This window comes from Curtobacterium sp. Curtsp57 (assembly GCF_047324335.1).
In the GTDB taxonomy this organism is placed as follows: Bacteria; Actinomycetota; Actinomycetes; order Actinomycetales; family Microbacteriaceae; genus Curtobacterium.
The window spans coordinates 3,886,108-3,904,481 of record NZ_CP168511.1; the positions used below are offsets into that span (position 1 = coordinate 3,886,108).

17 protein-coding genes are annotated in these 18,374 nt (G+C 70.2%); 13 read left to right on the forward strand and 4 right to left on the reverse strand.

Going from position 1 to position 18,374, the window contains the following annotated elements:
* Window positions 1-4: 4 nt before the first annotated feature.
* From sdhD to ACEN9V_RS18690, 3 genes are all read right to left on the reverse strand, one after another.
* Window positions 5-451: a succinate dehydrogenase, hydrophobic membrane anchor protein gene (gene sdhD / locus ACEN9V_RS18680; RefSeq protein WP_413601548.1), complete on the reverse strand. Its 447-nt coding sequence runs from the start codon at window positions 449-451 to the stop codon at window positions 5-7.
* 14 nt (window positions 452-465) lie between these two features.
* Entirely contained in the window at window positions 466-915 is a 450-nt protein-coding gene (gene sdhC, locus ACEN9V_RS18685; RefSeq protein ID WP_281265038.1) for a succinate dehydrogenase, cytochrome b556 subunit, read from the reverse strand.
* Window positions 916-990: 75 nt separating this feature from the next.
* Window positions 991-2,229 carry a glycosyltransferase family 4 protein gene (locus ACEN9V_RS18690; protein WP_413601549.1) on the reverse strand — a complete coding sequence of 413 codons (1,239 nt, stop codon included), beginning with the start codon at window positions 2,227-2,229 and terminating at the stop codon, window positions 991-993.
* Window positions 2,230-2,380: 151 nt separating this feature from the next.
* Here ACEN9V_RS18690 and ACEN9V_RS18695 point away from each other — a divergent pair, with 151 nt between their 5' ends.
* The 13 genes from ACEN9V_RS18695 to ACEN9V_RS18755 all read left to right on the forward strand — a co-directional run bounded on the left by ACEN9V_RS18695 (window position 2,381) and on the right by ACEN9V_RS18755 (window position 16,501).
* Window positions 2,381-3,493 carry a mannose-1-phosphate guanylyltransferase gene (locus tag ACEN9V_RS18695; protein ID WP_281265036.1) on the forward strand — a complete coding sequence of 371 codons (1,113 nt, stop codon included), beginning with the start codon at window positions 2,381-2,383 and terminating at the stop codon, window positions 3,491-3,493.
* A 197-nt stretch (window positions 3,494-3,690) separates the two neighbouring features.
* Window positions 3,691-4,764, forward strand: coding sequence for a BMP family lipoprotein (locus tag ACEN9V_RS18700; protein ID WP_413601550.1), 1,074 nt, complete (start codon window positions 3,691-3,693; stop codon window positions 4,762-4,764).
* 79 nt (window positions 4,765-4,843) lie between these two features.
* Complete coding sequence (locus ACEN9V_RS18705) at window positions 4,844-6,364, forward strand: ABC transporter ATP-binding protein (protein WP_281265034.1); 1,521 nt, start codon at window positions 4,844-4,846, stop codon at window positions 6,362-6,364.
* Window positions 6,361-7,689 (forward strand): ABC transporter permease, encoded by a 1,329-nt coding sequence (locus ACEN9V_RS18710; RefSeq protein WP_413601551.1) that lies wholly within the window; start codon window positions 6,361-6,363, stop codon window positions 7,687-7,689. Before ACEN9V_RS18705 ends, ACEN9V_RS18710 begins: the two co-directional genes overlap by 4 nt.
* Window positions 7,686-8,978, forward strand: a complete 1,293-nt coding sequence (locus ACEN9V_RS18715) for an ABC transporter permease (protein WP_413601552.1) — start codon at window positions 7,686-7,688, stop codon at window positions 8,976-8,978. The genes ACEN9V_RS18710 and ACEN9V_RS18715 overlap by 4 nt, the downstream gene beginning before the upstream one ends.
* A gap of 16 nt (window positions 8,979-8,994) precedes the next feature.
* Window positions 8,995-9,474, forward strand: coding sequence for a cytidine deaminase (locus tag ACEN9V_RS18720; protein WP_413601553.1), 480 nt, complete (start codon window positions 8,995-8,997; stop codon window positions 9,472-9,474).
* A gap of 1 nt (window position 9,475) precedes the next feature.
* Window positions 9,476-10,762, forward strand: coding sequence for a thymidine phosphorylase (locus ACEN9V_RS18725; protein WP_413601554.1), 1,287 nt, complete (start codon window positions 9,476-9,478; stop codon window positions 10,760-10,762).
* 120 nt (window positions 10,763-10,882) lie between these two features.
* Complete coding sequence (locus ACEN9V_RS18730) at window positions 10,883-11,998, forward strand: adenosine deaminase (protein WP_413601555.1); 1,116 nt, start codon at window positions 10,883-10,885, stop codon at window positions 11,996-11,998.
* Between the two features lie 4 nt (window positions 11,999-12,002).
* Window positions 12,003-12,449: a PTS sugar transporter subunit IIA gene (locus ACEN9V_RS18735; RefSeq protein WP_402729701.1), complete on the forward strand. Its 447-nt coding sequence runs from the start codon at window positions 12,003-12,005 to the stop codon at window positions 12,447-12,449.
* A complete protein-coding gene (locus ACEN9V_RS18740) occupies window positions 12,446-12,733 on the forward strand; it encodes a PTS sugar transporter subunit IIB (protein WP_413601556.1) in 288 nt (95 codons plus the stop codon). The genes ACEN9V_RS18735 and ACEN9V_RS18740 overlap by 4 nt, the downstream gene beginning before the upstream one ends.
* Before the next feature lie 75 nt (window positions 12,734-12,808).
* Window positions 12,809-13,636 (forward strand): purine-nucleoside phosphorylase, encoded by an 828-nt coding sequence (locus ACEN9V_RS18745; RefSeq protein WP_413601557.1) that lies wholly within the window; start codon window positions 12,809-12,811, stop codon window positions 13,634-13,636.
* A 29-nt stretch (window positions 13,637-13,665) separates the two neighbouring features.
* On the forward strand, window positions 13,666-15,336 hold the full coding sequence (locus tag ACEN9V_RS18750) for a phospho-sugar mutase (RefSeq protein WP_413603089.1): 1,671 nt from the start codon (window positions 13,666-13,668) through the stop codon (window positions 15,334-15,336).
* Window positions 15,337-15,397: 61 nt separating this feature from the next.
* Complete coding sequence (locus ACEN9V_RS18755; protein ID WP_413601558.1) at window positions 15,398-16,501, forward strand: hypothetical protein; 1,104 nt, start codon at window positions 15,398-15,400, stop codon at window positions 16,499-16,501.
* A 61-nt stretch (window positions 16,502-16,562) separates the two neighbouring features.
* Here the strand turns inward: ACEN9V_RS18755 and ACEN9V_RS18760 are convergent, their stop codons facing one another.
* On the reverse strand, window positions 16,563-18,341 hold the full coding sequence (locus ACEN9V_RS18760; RefSeq protein ID WP_413601559.1) for an acetyl/propionyl/methylcrotonyl-CoA carboxylase subunit alpha: 1,779 nt from the start codon (window positions 18,339-18,341) through the stop codon (window positions 16,563-16,565).
* Window positions 18,342-18,374 lie beyond the last annotated feature (33 nt).

Genomic DNA, 18,374 nt, shown 5'->3' on the forward strand with positions numbered 1-18,374 from the left:
CCGTCTACTGCGCCGGGCAGAACGACGGCAGGTCGGCGGCGGCAGCGCCGGCGGGGCACGGGTCGAAGGTCCAGCAGACCAGCGTGCCGAGGACGATGAGCAGGACGCACGCGACCAGGATGGCGACGAGCAGCGTCTTGCGGATGCCGGGCTTCGACACGTAGTCGTTGACGATCGTGCGCATGCCGTTCGAGCCGTGGATCAGCGCGAGCCAGAGCATGAGGGTGTCCCACACCTGCCAGAACGGGTTGGCCCACTTGCCGGCGACGAAGGCGAAGTCGATCTGCTTGACCCCTTCGCCCGCGACCATGTTCACGAACAGGTGGCCGAAGATCAGGACGACGAGCAGGACGCCGGATCCGCGCATGTAGATCCAGCCCCACTTCTCCCAGTTGGTGGAGCGGCGGGCGGCCTCGGAGCTGCGAGGGGGTGCGATGGTGTCGGTGGTCATGTGGTGCCCCCTGGTCAGTGGAAGTCGGCGACGAGGTTCATGAGCTGGCGCGGCAGGAAGCCCGCGATCGCGATCGCCCACAGGACGATGACGATCCAGAACATGGCCCGCTGGTACTTCGGCCCCTTGGACCAGAAGTCGACCAGGATGATGCGCAGCCCGTTGAACGCGTGGAAGACGATCGCCATCACGAGGGCGATCTCGCCGAGGTTCATGATCGGGGTCTTGTACGTGCCGATGACCGCGTTGTATGCCTCTGGCGACAGGCGCACGAGCGCGGTGTCGAGGATGTGCACGAGCAGGAAGAAGTAGATCGCGACGCCGGTGATGCGGTGCAGGACCCACGACCACATCCCGGTGCTACCGCGGTACAGCGTCCCCTTGGGGGTCCGAGACGCGCGGGGCGCCTCGATGGTCACCTGTGGCACGGCTGTCGCCGTACTCCCTGCGGTCTGCTCGGCCATGAGCTCGCCCTCCGTTGAGACCGGGGCGCCGATCGGCGCACCGTTGCCGTCGTGTTCGTGTGGAACACGACCATCCTATGACCGGGAGCTGACCTTCTCGTTCCACTCGGCACGGACACCCCGTGCGGCGGCGGGCGGCGCGCCGATGTTCCTCGCCGTGTCGTGGTGCGCCAGCAGCTGGTCGCCGACCGCCTCCCACGTGGTGCCCTCCACCCGCAGCCGCCCGGCCGACCCCATGCGCGCGGCGCGGTCCCGGTCGAGGTGCAACCCGACGACCGCCTGCCGGAGCGCCTGCGGCACCTCCGGGTCGTAGAGCTCGCCGTCGAGCCCCGGCGCGACGAGGTCGAGCGGCCCACCGGATGCCGGCGCCACCACCGGCAGGCCGGTGGCGTGCGCCTCCTGCAGTGTCTGTCCGAAGGTCTCCGCCGGTCCGGTGTGCACGAACACGTCGAGTGCCGCGTAGGCATCCGCGAGGGCGTCGCCGCGCAGCGGACCGGTGAAGGTCACGTCCAGGTGGCGGAGCCGTCGCTCGAGTACCTGCCTGGAGGGCCCCCCTCCCGCGACCACGATCCTGATGCCCGGGATACCGCCGAGTTCGGCGAGTCGTTCGACCTCCTTCTCCGGTGCGAGCCGACCCACGTACCCCACGACGGTCTCGCCGCGCGGAGCGAGTCGCCTCCGGAACGCGCGGACGTGCGCGGACTGCCGTCGCGACGGGTGGAACAGGTCGGTGTCCACGCCGCGACCCCATCGCGTGACGCGCGGGACGCCGTCCGCGGCCAGCATGGCCGCGGTCGCGGACGACGGCGCGAGCGTCAGCGACGCGCCCTGGTGGATCCTGGCGAGCACCCGTCTCGCCAACGGGGCGGCCGCTGCCAGGCCGTTGCGGCGGGCGAACCCGGCCACGTCGGTCTGGAACACGGCGACGGACGGGATGCCGAGCCTCCCGGCCGCCGTGATCGCGCGCCCACCCAGCAGGAGCGGACTGGCTGCGTGCAGTACGTCGGCGCCGGAGGCGGCGAGGATCGTGTCGAGGACCGGGTGGGGGAGGGCGACCGGGAACTGGCGGTAGGCGACCGCCGGTACACGGTGCACGTCGAACCCGCGGTACCGCTCGAGCTCGGTGCGGGATCGCCAGGCTGCGAGACCAGGGGCGTCCGGCGCGATGACGACCGCGCGGTGGCCACGGCGCTCCAGGTGGTCGAGGACCGCCAGGACGCTGGTGGTCACGCCGTTGAGGGTGGGCAGGAAGCTCTCGGTCACGACGGCGACGGTCCGCTGGACCTGGCCGCGCTCCACGCTGCGTGCGTTCATGGCACTCGCCATGCTCCGCGGCGCACGTGACGCGGACGGGGGCCGCACGGTGAACGGCGCGTTCGGCCGGGGTGAACAGGTCGTGCGGCTTCCCGCACATCCGAGCGGTCGGTACCCAGGAACGGCGGCGACCGGACGGTACGGTGAGCGGGTGGCTGACCCTCTCGACGACTTCTACGCGATCATCCCCGCCGGTGGGATCGGTTCGCGCCTCTGGCCGCTGTCGCGCGCCGACGCCCCGAAGTTCCTCCACGACCTGACCGGCTCGGGCACCTCGCTCCTCCGGCAGACGTGGGACCGCCTCGCGCCGCTGTCCGGGGACCAGCGGATCATGGTCGTGACCGGACGTGCCCACCGGGTCGCGGTCGAGTCGCAGCTGCCGGGCATCCACGACCACAACGTCGTGCTCGAGAGCGAGCCGAAGGACTCGACGGCCGCCATCGGTCTGGCCGCAGCGATCCTCCGCCGGCGCGAGCCCGACGTGGTCATCGGGTCGTTCGCCGCCGACCACGTCATCGGCGACGCCCGCGGGTTCCGACGGTCGGTGCGCGAAGCGGTGCTCGCGGCCCGCGCCGGCTACGTGACGACCATCGGCATCACGCCGTCCGAGCCGGCGATCGGGTTCGGGTACATCCACGCGGGCGACTCGCTCGGCATCGACACCGCACCGCGTGCGCACGCCGTGCTGGATTTCGTCGAGAAGCCCGACCTCGACACCGCGACGGGGTACCTCGCCGACGGCAGCTACCTCTGGAACGCCGGCATGTTCATCGCCCGCGCCGACGTGCTCCTGGCCGAGATCGGTCGGAACGAGCCCGACCTGCTCGCCGGCATCGAGGAACTCGCCGCCGCGTGGGACACCTCGTCCCGAGGCGCCGTCGTCGACGCGATCTGGCCGGGCCTGAAGAAGATCGCGATCGACTACTCCGTCGCCGAGCCGGCCGCCGCCGCCGGTCGGCTCGCCGTGGTCCCCGGCGACTTCGACTGGGACGACGTCGGCGACTTCGCGTCCCTCGCGAAGCTGCAGTCCGGTGGACGGACGAACAACCTCGCGGTGCTCGGCGACAACGCCCGCATCCTGGCCGACTCGTCGAGCGGGATCGTCGTCGCGCACAGCCAGCGGCTGATCTCGCTCATCGGCGTCGAGGACATCGTCGTCGTGGACACCCCCGATGCGCTCCTCGTCACGACGAGCGCGAACGCCCAGCGGGTCAAGGGTGTGGTGGATGCACTGAAGATCAGCGGCCGGGACGACGTCCTGTAGCGCTCCACCACGAAATCCCCCGAACTGGGGGCGCCGGCGTTGCGCCGCGTTACGGGCCTGTTACGGCGCGGTCGCGATCCCGTAACCGATCATCCGGGCAGCCGGAAGGGGCTCTGTACCGGCCAGGCGGTCGTGTACTGTCGCCACGATCGCCCGGTGCGCAGTGACCCGGGCCCTTGCTCCCGGAGGAACATCCCGTGTCATCTCGTACCCGTCAGATCGCACTCAGCGGCCTCGCGCTCCTCGGCACCGTCGCCGTCCTGGCCGGCTGCTCCGCCGCTCCGTCCGACTCCTCGTCGGCGAAGTCCACCGACTTCCGCCCGTGCATGGTCTCGGACTCCGGCGGCTTCGACGACAAGTCCTTCAACCAGCTCGGCTACGAGGGCCTGCAGGACGCCGCGAAGGAACTCGGTGCGAAGTACAACAAGGCCGAGTCGAAGGACTCCACGGTCTACGACTCCAACATCGAGCAGCTCATCAACCAGAACTGCAAGCTCATCGTGACGGTCGGCTTCAACCTCGCCGACGCCACGAAGAAGCAGGCGGCGGCGAACCCCGACACGGACTTCGCGATCATCGACGACAACTCGATCGACGCCAAGAACGTCAAGCCGATCACGTTCGACACCTCCCAGGCGGCGTTCCTCGCCGGCTACGCGGCCGCGTCGTACTCGAAGAGCGGCGTCGTCGGCACCTTCGGCGGCATGCAGATCCCGACCGTCACGATCTTCATGGACGGCTTCGCGGACGGCGTGAAGTACTACAACGAGCAGAAGAAGAAGGACGTCAAGGTCGTCGGCTGGGACGTCGACAGCCAGAAGGGCTCCTTCACCGGTGGCTTCGAGGCCGGCACGCAGGCCAAGTCGGTCGCGCAGACGCTGCTCGACCAGAACGCCGACGTGATCCTGCCCGTCGGTGGCCCGATCTACCAGTCGGCGGCAGAGGCGATCAAGGACGCGGACAACGGTTCCGTGCTGATCGGTGCGGACAGCGACCTCTACGAGGCCGACCCCCGCTACAAGGACATCGCGCTGACCTCGGTCGAGAAGGGCATGCGCCCGGCGACCAAGGACGTCGTCGAGCAGGCCGCCAAGGGCGACTTCTCGAAGACCCCGTACGTCGGCACGCTGAAGAACGACGGCGTGGGCATCGCGCCGTTCCACGACTACGAGTCGAAGGTCGACTCGGGTCTGCAGAAGGAGCTGGACACCATCAAGTCCGGCATCATCGACGGCTCGATCAAGGTCGAGACGAAGGCGACCGTCAAGTAGCACGATGTGATGCGGGCGGGGGAGCAGTCCTCCGCCCGCATTCCCGTGCGCTCCGCAGCGACAGAAACGTACATCCGACATGAAGCTCGAGCTCCGCGGCATCACCAAGCGGTTCGGCCCCCTGGTCGCGAACGACCACATCTCCCTCACCGTCGAACCGGGCGAGGTGCACTGCCTCCTCGGCGAGAACGGTGCCGGCAAGTCCACCCTGATGAACGTGCTCTACGGCATGTACCAGGCCGAAGAAGGCGAGATCCTCCTGGACGACGTCGTCCAGGACTTCGACGGCCCCGGCGACGCCATGCGTGCCGGCATCGGCATGGTCCACCAGCACTTCATGCTCGTCCCGGTCTTCACCGTGGCCGAGAACGTCATGCTCGGACAAGAGGAGACGTCCTTCGGTGGCCGTCTCGACCTCGCCGGCGCCCGGAAGCGCGTCCGCGAGATCTCCGAGCGGTTCGGCTTCGACGTCGACCCGGACGCGAAGGTCGAGGACCTGCCCGTCGGCGTGCAACAGCGCGTCGAGATCATCAAGGCGCTCTCCCGCGACGCGTCCGTGCTGGTGTTCGACGAGCCGACGGCCGTCCTCACGCCGCAGGAGACCGACGAGCTGATGGGCATCATGCGCCAGCTCCGTGAAGCCGGCACCGCGATCGTCTTCATCACCCACAAGCTCCGTGAGGTGCGGGAGGTGGCGGACCGCATCACCGTGATCCGGCTCGGCAAGGTCGTGGGCGAGGCATCGCCCACCGCGACGAACAACGAGCTCGCAGCGCTCATGGTCGGCCGAGCAGTGTCGCTCGTCGTCGAGAAGGAGCCCGCGACCGGCGGCGAGGACGCCCTCGTCGTCGAGCACGTCACCGTCACCGACCCGTCCGGCATCGTGCTCGTCGACGACGTCTCGTTCACCGTGCGTCGCGGCGAGGTCCTCGCGATCGCCGGCGTGCAGGGCAACGGCCAGACCGAGCTCACCGAGGCGATCATCGGCCTCGAGCACATGCGCTCCGGCCGGATCACCCTCGACGGCCGCGAGATCAGCGGCCGCAGCGTCAAGCAGATCCTCGACGCCGGCGTCGGGTTCGTCCCCGAGGACCGGAAGGAGGACGGGCTCGTCGGCGAGTTCACGATCGCCGAGAACCTGATGCTCGACCGCGCCGACCACGCCGAGTTCGTCCGCGCCGGCACCATCCGGTCGGCCGAGCGCGACGCGTTCGCCGACGAGAAGATCGCCGAGTTCGACATCCGCACGCCCTCGCGCACCACCGCCGCCGGTCGGCTGTCCGGCGGCAACCAGCAGAAGATCGTGCTGGCACGCGAACTCAGCCGCGAACTGCGGCTCTTCGTGGCCGCGCAGCCCACGCGCGGCATCGACGTCGGGTCGATCGAGTTCGTGCACAAGCGCATCGTCGCCACCCGCGACACCGGTGTCCCGGTCATCGTCGTCTCCACGGAGCTCGACGAGGTCGTGGCGCTCGCCGACCGCATCGCCGTCATGTACCGCGGCGCGATCATCGGCATCGTCCCCGCGGACACCCCGCGTGACGTCCTCGGCCTCATGATGGCCGGGGAGCTCCCCGAAGGAACGGAGCTGGCAGCGTGAGCACCCCCACGCCAGACGAGACCCCGCAGACCGACGACCGCATCCAGGACGTCGAGGGCACGCCGCACCTGATGACCGACTCCGCCGACGACACCGAGCGTCGCGCCGGTGACTCGGGCGGCGACCGCTGGAACACCGCGCTGCAGAGCATCCTGAACGGCTCCGTCCTCGTCACGGTCCTCGCGATCGTGCTCGCGCTCGTGGCGTGCGGCATCCTCATCGCGGTCACCGACCCCGCCGTGCAGCAGGCCGCCGGGTACTTCTTCGCCCGTCCCGCCGACACCTTCCGGGCGATCTGGACCGCCGTCGGCGGCTCGTACGCCTCGCTGTTCCAGGGCTCGGTCGTCAACTTCGGCGCGAGCTCGTTCGCGCAGGCGATCGCCCCGATCACCCGCTCGATCGACTACGCCGTCCCGCTCATCGCCGCGGGTCTCGGCATCGCGCTGTCGTTCCGTGCCGGCCTCTTCAACATCGGTGGCCAGGGGCAGATCCTGATGGGCGCTGCGGCCGCCGGGTGGGTCGGATTTGCGTTCGACATGCCCGCGATCATCCACATCCCCCTGACGATCGTCGCCGGCATCGTCGGCGGCGCGGTGTGGGGCGGCATCGTCGGTGTGCTGAAGGCGCGGACCGGTGCGAACGAGGTCGTCCTGACGATCATGCTCAACTACGTCGCGCTGTACCTGGTCAGCTACCTGCTCCGCACACCAGGGCTGCTGCAGGCACCGGGGAGCCCGAACCCGATCTCGCCCCCGATGAAGGACTCCGCGGTGCTGCCGGCGCTGTTCGGCCCGCGCTACGGCGTCGACCTCGGGTTCATCGTCGCGATCATCGCCGTCGTCGTCGTGTGGTGGCTCGTCAACAAGTCGTCGCTCGGCTTCCGGTTCCGCACGATCGGTGAGAACCCGCGTGCGGCGCGCGTCGCCGGCATGAGCGTCCCGTCGCTGACCATCTGGGTGCTCGTCATCTCCGGAGCCCTCGTCGGCATCGCCGGGGCGTACCAGGTGCAGGGCGCCGTGACGAGTGGCTTCACGTCGAACATCGACGCGGGCATCGGCTTCGACGCCATCACCGTGGCGCTCCTCGGCCGCTCGAAGCCGTGGGGCACGTTCTGGGCGGCGATCCTGTTCGGTGTCCTGAAGAACGGTGGCTACGCGATGCAGGCCGCCAACGGCATCCCGATCGACATCGTCGGCGTCATCCAGGCCCTCATCGTCCTGTTCATCGCGGCACCGCCGCTCGTCCGCGCGATCTTCCGGATCCCGCAGCCGGGCGCCCGCCGCAAGGTCTCCAAGAAGTCCCAGCGGAAGGCAGTCGCCGCGTGAGCACCATCAGCCCCTCCATGCCCTCCGGAGCGGAGACGCTGGCCGACCGCGCCGTCGAGTCCACCCGCAGCTGGAAGGCGCCGGTCGCCTTCGCCGTCTTCACGGTCGTCGCGTTGGTGTTCTTCGTCCTGCTCGGCCGTGACGGTTCTGCGACGTTCCGCCTCGCGAACGCCGGCGACTTCGTCCAGCTGCCGGACGTGCAGCTCCCCGCCACGGGGACCGGCATCACCGTCACCGTCCTGCTCGCCCTGGCGACCGTGTACGCGTTCGTCCAGGCGAACGGGTACCGGAGGATCCCGCTCTGGGTCACCTCGGTCTTCGCCGTCCTGTTCGTCGTCGGGTTCCTCACCTGGGCGGCGGCCGGTGCGACGATCCCGCTGCCCGGGCTGCTCGTCGGGGCGCTCGGCCTGAGCGTCCCGCTGGTCTTCGGTGCCCTCGGCGGTGTGATCTCGGAGCGCGTGGGCGTCGTGAACATCGCGATCGAGGGCCAGTTCCTCGCCGGGGCGTTCGTCTCCGCGATGATCGGCTCGCTCACCGGTTCCGCGTGGGTCGGTCTCGTCGGTGCGCTCGTCGCCGGTGTCCTGGTGTCGTTCGTCCTCGCGACGTTCAGCATCAAGTACCTCGTCGACCAGGTCATCGTCGGTGTCGTCATCAACGCGTTCATCTCCGGACTGACCGGCTTCCTCTACTCGCAGGTGCTCTCCCCGGCCGAGCAGACGCTCAACGTCGGCATCCGGTTCCCGGTCCTGCCGATCCCGGTCCTGCACCAGATCCCGGTCATCGGCCCGGTGTTCTTCGAGCAGAACGTCATCGTGTACCTGGCCTACATCGCGGTCGCGGTCGTCACGTTCGCCCTGTTCAAGACGCGATGGGGCCTCCGGCTCCGCGCGGTCGGCGAGCACCCGCAGGCAGCGGACACCGTCGGCATCAACGTGCTCAGCACGCGGTTCTGGAACGTCTCGCTCGCCGGTGCCATCGCGGGGCTCGGTGGCGCGTACTTCACGCTCGGCTCCGTCGGGCCGTTCGCCAAGGACATGACCGCGGGGGCCGGCTACATCGCCCTCGCCGCGGTCATCTTCGGCCGCTGGGACCCGATCCGCGCGACGCTCGCGGCGCTGCTGTTCGGCTTCGCGTCGAACCTGCAGAACGTCCTCGGGTCGATCAACTCGCCCGTCCCGAGCGAGTTCCTGCTCATGCTGCCCTACGTGGTGACGATCTTCGCGGTGGCCGGCCTGGTCGGGCAGTCGCGCGGTCCCGCCGCGTCCGGCAAGCCGTACATCAAGAGCTAGCCGGGAGGCTCGGCACATGACCGACACGAACGCATCAGGTGACCGGGCGGTCACCGACACCGCCGCTGCGGACCCGGCCAGGAGCCTCCCGTCCGATCTGGACTGGGCGTCACTGCGTGACGCGGCCACGGCCGCGATGCGGCACGCCTACGCGCCGTACTCGTCGTTCCCGGTGGGTGCCGCTGCGCTCACCGACGACGGCCGGATCGTGTCCGGCTGCAACGTCGAGAACGCCTCGTACGGGGTGACCCTCTGTGCGGAGTGCTCGCTCGTCTCGCAGCTGCACATGACCGGCGGCGGCAAGCTCGTCGCGTTCACCTGCGTGGACGGCGACGGCGCGACGCTCATGCCGTGCGGTCGGTGCCGGCAGCTGTTGTTCGAGCACTCGGCCGAGGGCATGCTGCTCGAGACCGTCTCCGGGATCCGCACCATCGACGAGGTGCTCCCGGACGCCTTCGGGCCGCGCACCCTCGTCACGTACCAACAGGAGCACTGACATGGCCGTCGAGCCCTTCGACACCGTCGACCTCATCCGCACGAAGCGTTCGGGTTCCGCATTGAGCACCCCCGAGATCGACTGGCTCGTCGACGCCTACACGCGCGGCTACGTCGAGGACCCGCAGATGGCGGCGCTCGCGATGGCGATCTTCCTGAACGGCATGGAGCGTCGGGAGATCAAGGACCTGACGCTCGCGATGATCGCGTCGGGGGAGCGGATGTCGTTCTCCTCGCTCGGCAAGACGACCGTGGACAAGCACTCCACCGGTGGTGTCGGCGACAAGATCACGCTGCCGCTCGCACCGCTCGTGGCGTCGTTCGGGGTGGCGGTGCCGCAGCTGTCCGGCCGTGGGCTCGGGCACACCGGGGGCACGCTCGACAAGCTCGAGTCGATCCCGGGGTGGCAGGCGTCGCTGTCGAACGACCGCATGATGTCGATCCTCTCCGACGTCGGAGCGGTCATCTGCGCGGCGGGGTCGGGCCTCGCCCCCGCCGACAAGAAGCTCTACGCGCTCCGGGACATCACCGGCACCGTCGAGTGCATCCCGCTCATCGCGTCGAGCATCATGTCGAAGAAGATCGCCGAGGGTACCGGTGCGCTCGTGCTGGACGTGAAGTTCGGATCCGGGGCGTTCATGCCGACGTACGAGGCGTCCAGGGAACTCGCGCAGACGATGGTCGACCTCGGGAAGGACGCAGGGGTCGCCACCTCGGCGCTCCTGACCGACATGGAGGTCCCGCTCGGCCTGACGATCGGCAACGCGCTCGAGGTGCGGGAGTCGATCGAGGTGCTGGCGGGCGGTGGACCGGCGGACGTCGTGTCGCTGACGCTCTCGCTGGCTTCCGAGATGCTCCGGCTCGCTGGTCTGCCGGACGCGGACCCGGCCGCGGCGCTCGCCGACGGCCGCGCGATGGACACGTGGCGGCGGATGATCTCGGCGCAGGGCGGCGACCCGTCCGCCGCGCTCCCGGTGGCCCGCGAGCAGCACGTCGTCACCGCGCCGTCCTCCGGCGTGCTCGTGACGCAGGAGGCCCTGCCGTTCGGCGTCTCCGCCTGGCGTCTCGGCGCTGGCCGAGCCCGTGCGCAGGACCCGGTCCAGGCGGGTGCCGGCATCGAGCTGCACGTGAAGCCCGGCGACGCGGTCGTCGAGGGGCAGCCGCTCTGGACGCTGCACACGGACGAGGAGTCCCGGATCCCGCGCGCGCTCGAGGTGCTCGAGGGGGCATGGTCGATCGGGACGTCCGCTCCGGAGCGTGGACCGATCGTCCGTGAGCGTCTGACCTGACCTGCTCGGTTCCGCGGCGTGAGCCGGTCGGCTCACATGTAGCGAGCCTCCAGTCAGTTCTCCACAAACCTGTGGGACGTCACGGGCGGGGCGGACGCGACCACCGATAGCCTGGTCGTCATGAGCGCCCACGACGCCCCCACGTACCGACTGCCCGACGCGGGTGCCGTGATCAACGACCTGCCGAAGGTCTCGCTGCACGACCACCTCGACGGCGGACTCCGCCCCGAGACGATCGTCGAGCTCGCCTCGGACGGCGGCATCGAGCTGCCGACCACCGACCCGGCAGAACTCGGCCAGTGGTTCGCCGACCAGTCGAACTCCGGTTCGCTCGTCGAGTACCTCAAGACCTTCGACGTCACCACCAGCGTGATGCAGACCGCGCACGGCCTGACCCGCGTCGCCCGCGAGTTCGTGGAGGACCTCGTCGCCGACGGCGTCGTCTACGGCGAGATCCGTTGGGCGCCCGAGCAGCACCTGCAGGGCGGCCTGACGCTCGACCAGACGGTGGAAGCCGTGCAGGCCGGCATCGAGGAAGCGGTCGTCACAGCGGACGGCGCGATCCGCGTCGGGCAGCTCGTGACGGCCATGCGCCACGCGGACCGTGCGCTCGAGATCGCCGAGCTCGCCGTCCGCCACCGTGACCACGGCGTGGTCGGGTTCGACATCGCCGGGGCCGAAGCCGGGTTCCCCCCGTCGAACCACCGCGCGGCGTTCGACCACCTCGCTTCCGAGCTCTTCCCGGTCACCGTGCACGCCGGAGAGGCGGACGGCATCGCCTCGATCCGTTCGGCGCTCGTCGACGGCCGGGCCCTGCGGCTCGGGCACGGCGTCCGCCTGTTCGAGGACATCCAGCTCTCGGACGCCGGTGACGGTTCGACGCTCGCCTCCCTCGGCGAGGTCGCCTCGTGGGTCCGCGACCGGGAGATCCCGCTCGAGCTCTCGCCGCAGTCGAACCTCCAGACCGGTGCGATCGCGGCGTGGGGCGACGACCTCGCCGACCACCCGTTCGACGTGCTGTACCAGCTCGGCTTCCGGGTCACGGTGAACACCGACAACCGCCTGATGAGCAACACCTCGCTCAGCAAGGAGCTCGCGCTCCTGGCCGGCACCTTCGGCTACGACCTCGACGACCTGGCCGCGTTCCAGATCAACGCGGCGCTCGGTTCGTTCCTGCCGCTCGAAGACCGCGAGGAGATCATCTCGATCATCACGACCGGGTACGCGGAGGCCTGATCGCATGGGTCTCCCGCCGCTCTCCGACGACGCCGTCGTGCTCGGCGCGTCCGCGCCGTCGTGGCGTGACGCGCTCCGGCTCGCCGGTGGTGCGCTCGTGTCGTCGGGTGCGGCGACGGACGCCTACACGGACGCCATGATCGCCATGGTGGACGAGCACGGGCCGTACATCGTGATCTCACCAGGGCTGGCGTTCGCGCACGCCCGGCCGGGGTCCGCGGTGCTGCGGGACGGACTGTCCGTGGTGACCCTGGCATCGCCGGTCGCGTTCGGCCACCCGCACAACGACCCCGTGTCGGTCGTGCTCGGGCTCGCCGTCGCCGAGGTCGGCACGCACCTGGAGTCGATCGGCGAGATCGCGAACCTGTTCAACGACGCGTCGGTGACGTCGCGGCTCGCGGCGGCGTCCTCCGCTGCCGAGGTCAGGACGATCATGGGGGTGTCCGCGTGAAGATCGTGACCATCTGCGGCGCAGGCATCGGGTCGAGCGGCATCCTCAAGGTGAACGCCGAGAAGGCCCTCGCGGCGCTCGGGCTCTCCGCCGAGGTGGTGGCGGCCGACGTGGCATCCGTGCGAGAAGTCTCCGAGGACGCGAACGTGATCCTCACCTCGCAGGAGTTCGTCGAGGCGATCGGCAGCACCTACGCCGAGGTCATCGTCATCCGGAACCACTTCGACCAGACCGAGATCACCGCGGCGGTCGAGAAGTCCCTGGGGGATCCGACCGCCCCGTAGGAGTCGGCGGGCGGTCTCTGGGTTGGGGTCGGCGGGCGGTCCCTGGGTCGGGTGCCCGCCCCGTAGCATTGCCACATGGCAAGTACGAACCCGCTCAACGACCCCTCCGTCGACCCGTTCGACGTCGCACGCGACGCCGCAGCCGTCATCGCGGAGCGGTCGGGCATCGAGCGTCACGACATCGCCCTGACCCTCGGGTCCGGATGGGGCAAGGCCGCCGACCTCATCGGCGAGACGGTGTCGTCGATCGACGCCGCCGACGTCCCCGGCTTCAGCGCGTCCGCGGTCCCCGGACACTCCGGCACCGTCCGGTCCATCCGGCTGGCTGACGGACGGCACGCGCTCGTCATCGGTGCGCGGACGCACTACTACGAGGGGCACGGGGTCCGTCGTGTCGTGCACAGCGTCCGGACCGCGGCGGCGACCGGTGCGGCCACCATGGTGCTCACGAACGGTGCCGGTGGCATCAAGGAGCACTGGACGCCCGGCACCCCGGTGCTCATCAGCGACCACATCAACCTGACCGCCGACAGCCCGCTCGAGGGCGCGACGTTCGTCGACCTGACCGACCTGTACTCGGCGCGGCTGCGTGCCGTCGCCCGGTCGATCGACCCGTCGCTCGACGAGGGCGTGTACACGCAGTTCCGCGGGCCGCACTACGAGACGCCGGCCGAGGTCCAGATGGCCAAGACGATCGGCGGGCACATCGTCGGCATGTCCACGGCGCTCGAGGCGATCGCGGCGCGACAGGCGGGGATGGAGATCCTCGGGTTCTCGCTCATCACGAACCTGGCTGCCGGCATCCAGAAGACGCCGCTCTCGCACGCCGAGGTGCTCGAGGCCGGCAAGTCGGCGGAGCCGGTGATCGCCGACCTGCTCGCGCGGGTGGTGGCGGCGCTGTGAGCCCGTACACGGGGGCGTCCGACGGGGCGATCGGGGACGGGGACCTCGGCGAGGACGTGTCGGTCCTCGACGTCGCGCGGGCCTGGCTCGCGCAGGACCCGGACGACACGACGCGGGACGAGCTGTCCGAGGTGCTGACCTCGGCGACCTCCGGCGATCCGACCGCGCTCGCGACGCTCGACGAGCGGTTCGCCGGGCGCCTGCAGTTCGGCACCGCTGGTCTCCGAGCCGAGCTCGGTTGGGGGCCGTTGCGGATGAACCGCGTGGTGGTCTCCCGAGCGGCCGCCGGGCTCGCCCGCTTCCTCATCGACACCGGGCGCGACCGCAGTGTGGTGATCGGCTACGACGGACGCGTCAACTCGGACGTGTTCGCCCGTGATTCGGCAGAGGTCATGCGGGGCCTCGGCCTCGACGTCACGCTGCTGCCGTCGGCGCTCCCGACTCCCGTGCTGGCGTTCGCCGTCCGGCACCTCGGCGTCGGCGCGGGGGTGATGGTGACCGCGAGCCACAACCCGCCACGGGACAACGGCTACAAGGTGTACCTCGGCGGGGACGACGACGGCTCCCAGATCGTCCCGCCCGTCGACGGGGCGATCGCTGACGCCATCGCGTCGGTCGGCCCCGTCAGCGGGCTCGACCGGTCGACGGACTACACCGTCGCCGGTTCGGAGCTCGTCGACGCCTACGTGGCCGCCACGGCCGCGATCGTGCCCGCCCCGGCGCTGCCGGTCGATGCGCAGCCCTCGGTCGTCTACACGGCCATGCACGGCGTCGGGTGGGAGACCGCGCGGGCCGTGTTCGCCGCGGCCGGGTTCGCCGAGCCTGCGGTCGTCCCGGAGCAGATCGAGCCGGACGGTGCGTTCCCGACGGTGTCGTTCCCGAACCCGGAGGAACCCGGCGCGATGGACCTCGCCACGGCCAGGGGCACGGAGGTCGGCGCCGACCTGGTCATCGCGAACGACCCGGACGCCGACCGACTCGCGCTGGCGATCCCGGACGGTTCCGGTTCGTTCCGCCGACTGTCCGGCAACGAGGTCGGGTGGCTGCTCGGCTGGCGTGCGGCGTCCCGCGCCGTCGACGCCGGTGCGTCGGGCGTGCTCGCCGCCTCGATCGTGTCGTCCCCGGCGCTGTCCCGCGTCGCCGCACGGTACGGGCTCGGGTACCGCGACACCCTCACCGGCTTCAAGTGGGTCTCCCGCGTGCCCGATCTGCTCTTCGGGTACGAGGAGGCGCTCGGCTACCTGGTCGACCCCGAGGTCGTCCGTGACAAGGACGGCATCTCCGCAGCCCTCGTCCTGCTGGACCTCGCGACGTCGCTCGCTGCGGCCGGCTCGTCCATCGCCGGGCAGCTGGAGGCGTTCGCCGCGGAGTTCGGCGCGTTCGCGTCCGGGCAGGTCGCGACCCGCGTGGACGACCTCGCCCGCATCGGCCACATCATGGCGGCGCTGCGGACCTCCCCGCCTGCCACGCTCGGTCCGCTGACGGTCCTGTCGACGACGGACTACGCGTCGGGCGTGGACGGCTTCCCGCCGTCGGACATCCTGCGCTACGACCTCGAGGGCGACGCGCGTGTCATCGTCCGCCCGAGCGGCACCGAGCCCAAGGTGAAGGTCTACATCGACACGGTGGCGTCGACCCCCGCCGAGGCCCAGTCGCTCGTCGACGCCCTCGCCGACGCGATCCGCCCCCGGGTCTCGTAGCGGCGGGCCAGCCGCGCCGTCCGCCGCTGGCCCGCCGCGAGGTTGCGCCCTCTCACGAACATTGCGCCCCGTCCCGACGGGGCGCAATGTCCGTGAGAGGGTGCAATCCAGCACGGGATGCCTCAACGGACGGCGGACGATGGAGTTTCTCCACCGAGCGCCGCCCCGTGCCCGCACGCCACCCGGATCATGCGACCGTCGGATGATGGGAATCGAACTGGTGTCGACCGCGGCGGGAGTCGATGCAGCCGACGGTGTCGCGATACGTCGGGCTGCTGAACGCGGCGAACTCGTGCGTGTCCGTCGCGGCGCCTACGCGGACGCGAGCGAATGGAAGGCTGCCTCGGCGCACGAGCGACACGTGTCGCTCATCCGGGCCGTCGTGGCCTCGGGTCGCGCAGCGCTGATCGTGTCGCACGTGTCGGCCGTTGCGCAGCACCGCCTTCCCTGGATCGGCTCATTCGGCGACCGGGTGGTCGTGACCGATCCAGCTCGCGACCGTGGGCAGACGAAGCACCGCATCCAGCGTGTCGGCTCCGCGGGCCGAATTCCACCGGTCGAGGTGGTCGACGGCGTCGTCGTGACGTCGCTCGCCGTCACCGCTGTGGACGTCGCCCTGCGAGAGCATCCGTGGCGCGCCATCGTCGTGTTGGATGCGGTCCTCCGTCGCGGGGTGTCCAAGTCGGTGATCCGCGACGAACTCGCCCATCGCACCGCAGCACGATCGCGGGTCCGGGCACTCCGGTTGATCGATGCGGCAGATGCCGCTGCCGACTCACCCGGCGAGAGCATCACGCGATGGGGGTCGATCGTTCTCGGCGCTCCACCTGCAGAAATCCAACACGCGTTCCCGAACGAGTGGGGCGGTGCCGAGCGGGTCGACTTGTGGTTCCCCGCGAGCGGCACGATCGTCGAGTTCGACGGCGCAACCAAGTACACGAGGCCCGAGATGCGGAACGGGCGGACTGCAGAAGAAGTAGTCGTCGCAGAGAAACGCCGTGAAGACCGACTCCGAGCGCGACACGAGGTGAACGGTTTCGCGCGGGTGACCTGGGCGGATGCGATGCCCGCCGGTCAGCTACCCAGGCGCCTGATCGAAGCACGGGTCCCGCTGGCACCGAACTGGGGCGCTGCGTGGCGAGCAGCTGCGAATCGCACTCTCTGACGAACATCGCGCCCGGGCGTGACCGGGCGCGATGTTCGCACAGGGGTGCGAACGCGAAGCGCTACGCGAGCTCGAGCAGCACGTGGCCGGACGAGATCGTCTGGCCGACGGGGGCGTTCAAGCCGGTGACGACGCCGTCCTTGTGGGCCTGCACGGGCTGTTCCATCTTCATGGCCTCGAGCACGACGAGCAGGTCGCCCTTGACGACGGTGTCGCCCTCGGCCACGGCCAGCTTCACCACGGTGGCCTGCATCGGCGACGCGACCGTGGAACCCGATGCGGCACGGCCACCCTTCACCGCCGACGAACGACGACGCGGGGGAGCGGACGGACCAGCAGGGCGACGGGCGGCGCCACCGGCACCACCACCGACGATCGACGGCATGGTGACCTCGATGCGCTTGCCCTGCACCTCGACGACGACCGAGTCGCGTGCGGCCGGTGCCGGGAGCTCCTCGGGGGAACCGCTCCATGCCGGGATCTCGTTCACGAAGTCGGTCTCGATCCACTGCGTGTAGACGCTGAACGGGGTGGAGTCGTCCGTCGCGAACGCCGGGTCCGACACGACCGCACGGTGGAACGGGATCACGGTGGGGAGCCCGGCGACCTCGAACTCGGCAAGCGCACGACGCGCCCGCTCCAGCGCCTCGGCACGCGTGGCACCGGTGACGACGAGCTTCGCGAGCATCGAGTCGAACGCGCCGGAGACGACGTCACCGGACACGACGCCCGAGTCGACGCGGACGCCGGGGCCGGACGGCGCGTGGAACACGTGCACCGGGCCTGGTGCCGGGAAGAAGTTGCGACCGGGGTCCTCGCCGTTGATGCGGAACTCGAAGGAGTGGCCGCGGGGCGCGGGGTCCTCGTAGTCGAGCACACCGCCCTCGGCGATGCGGAACTGCTCGCGGACCAGGTCGATGCCGGTGACCTCCTCGGACACGCAGTGTTCGACCTGCAGACGGGTGTTCACCTCGAGGAAGGACACGGTGCCGTCGGCCCCGATGAGGAACTCGCACGTGCCGGCACCGACGTAGCCGACCTCGCGGAGGATCGCCTTGGACGACTCGTACAGCCGGTCGTGCTGCTCGGGCGTGATGTACGGCGCCGGTGCCTCTTCGACGAGCTTCTGGTGGCGGCGCTGCAGCGAGCAGTCGCGGGTGGAGACGATGACGACGTTGCCGTGCTCGTCGGCCAGGCACTGGGTCTCGACGTGGCGCGGCTTGTCCAGGTACTTCTCGACGAAGCACTCGCCACGACCGAACGCGGCGATGGCCTCGCGGGTTGCTGATTCGAAGAGCTCCTCGACCGACTCGCGCGAGCGAACGACCTTCAGCCCTCGGCCACCGCCGCCGAACGCCGCCTTGATCGCGACGGGCAGCCCGACCTGGTCGACGAAGTCGAAGACCTCGGACACGTCCTGCACGGGCTCGATGGTGCCCGGGGCGAGCGGCGCGCCGACCTTCTCGGCGACGTGCCGCGCGGAGACCTTGTCGCCGAGCTGCTCGATGGACTCGGGCGACGGGCCGATCCAGATCAGCCCGGCGTCGATGACGGCGCGGGCGAAGTCGGCGTTCTCGGCGAGGAAGCCGTAGCCGGGGTGCACGGCATCGGCGCCGGAACGGCGGGCGACGGACATGATCTTGTCGATGACCAGGTACGTGTCCGCGCTGGTGGTGCCGTTCAGCGCGTAGGCCTCGTCGGCGAGGCGTGCGTGCAGAGCGTCACGGTCCTGGTCGGCGTAGACCGCGACCGAGGCCTTTCCAGCATCGCGGGCCGCGCGGATGATGCGGACGGCGATCTCGCCGCGGTTCGCGATGAGGACCTTGCTGATACGGGGCATGGTAAGTCAGCGTATTCGTGCTGCGGGAGTGCG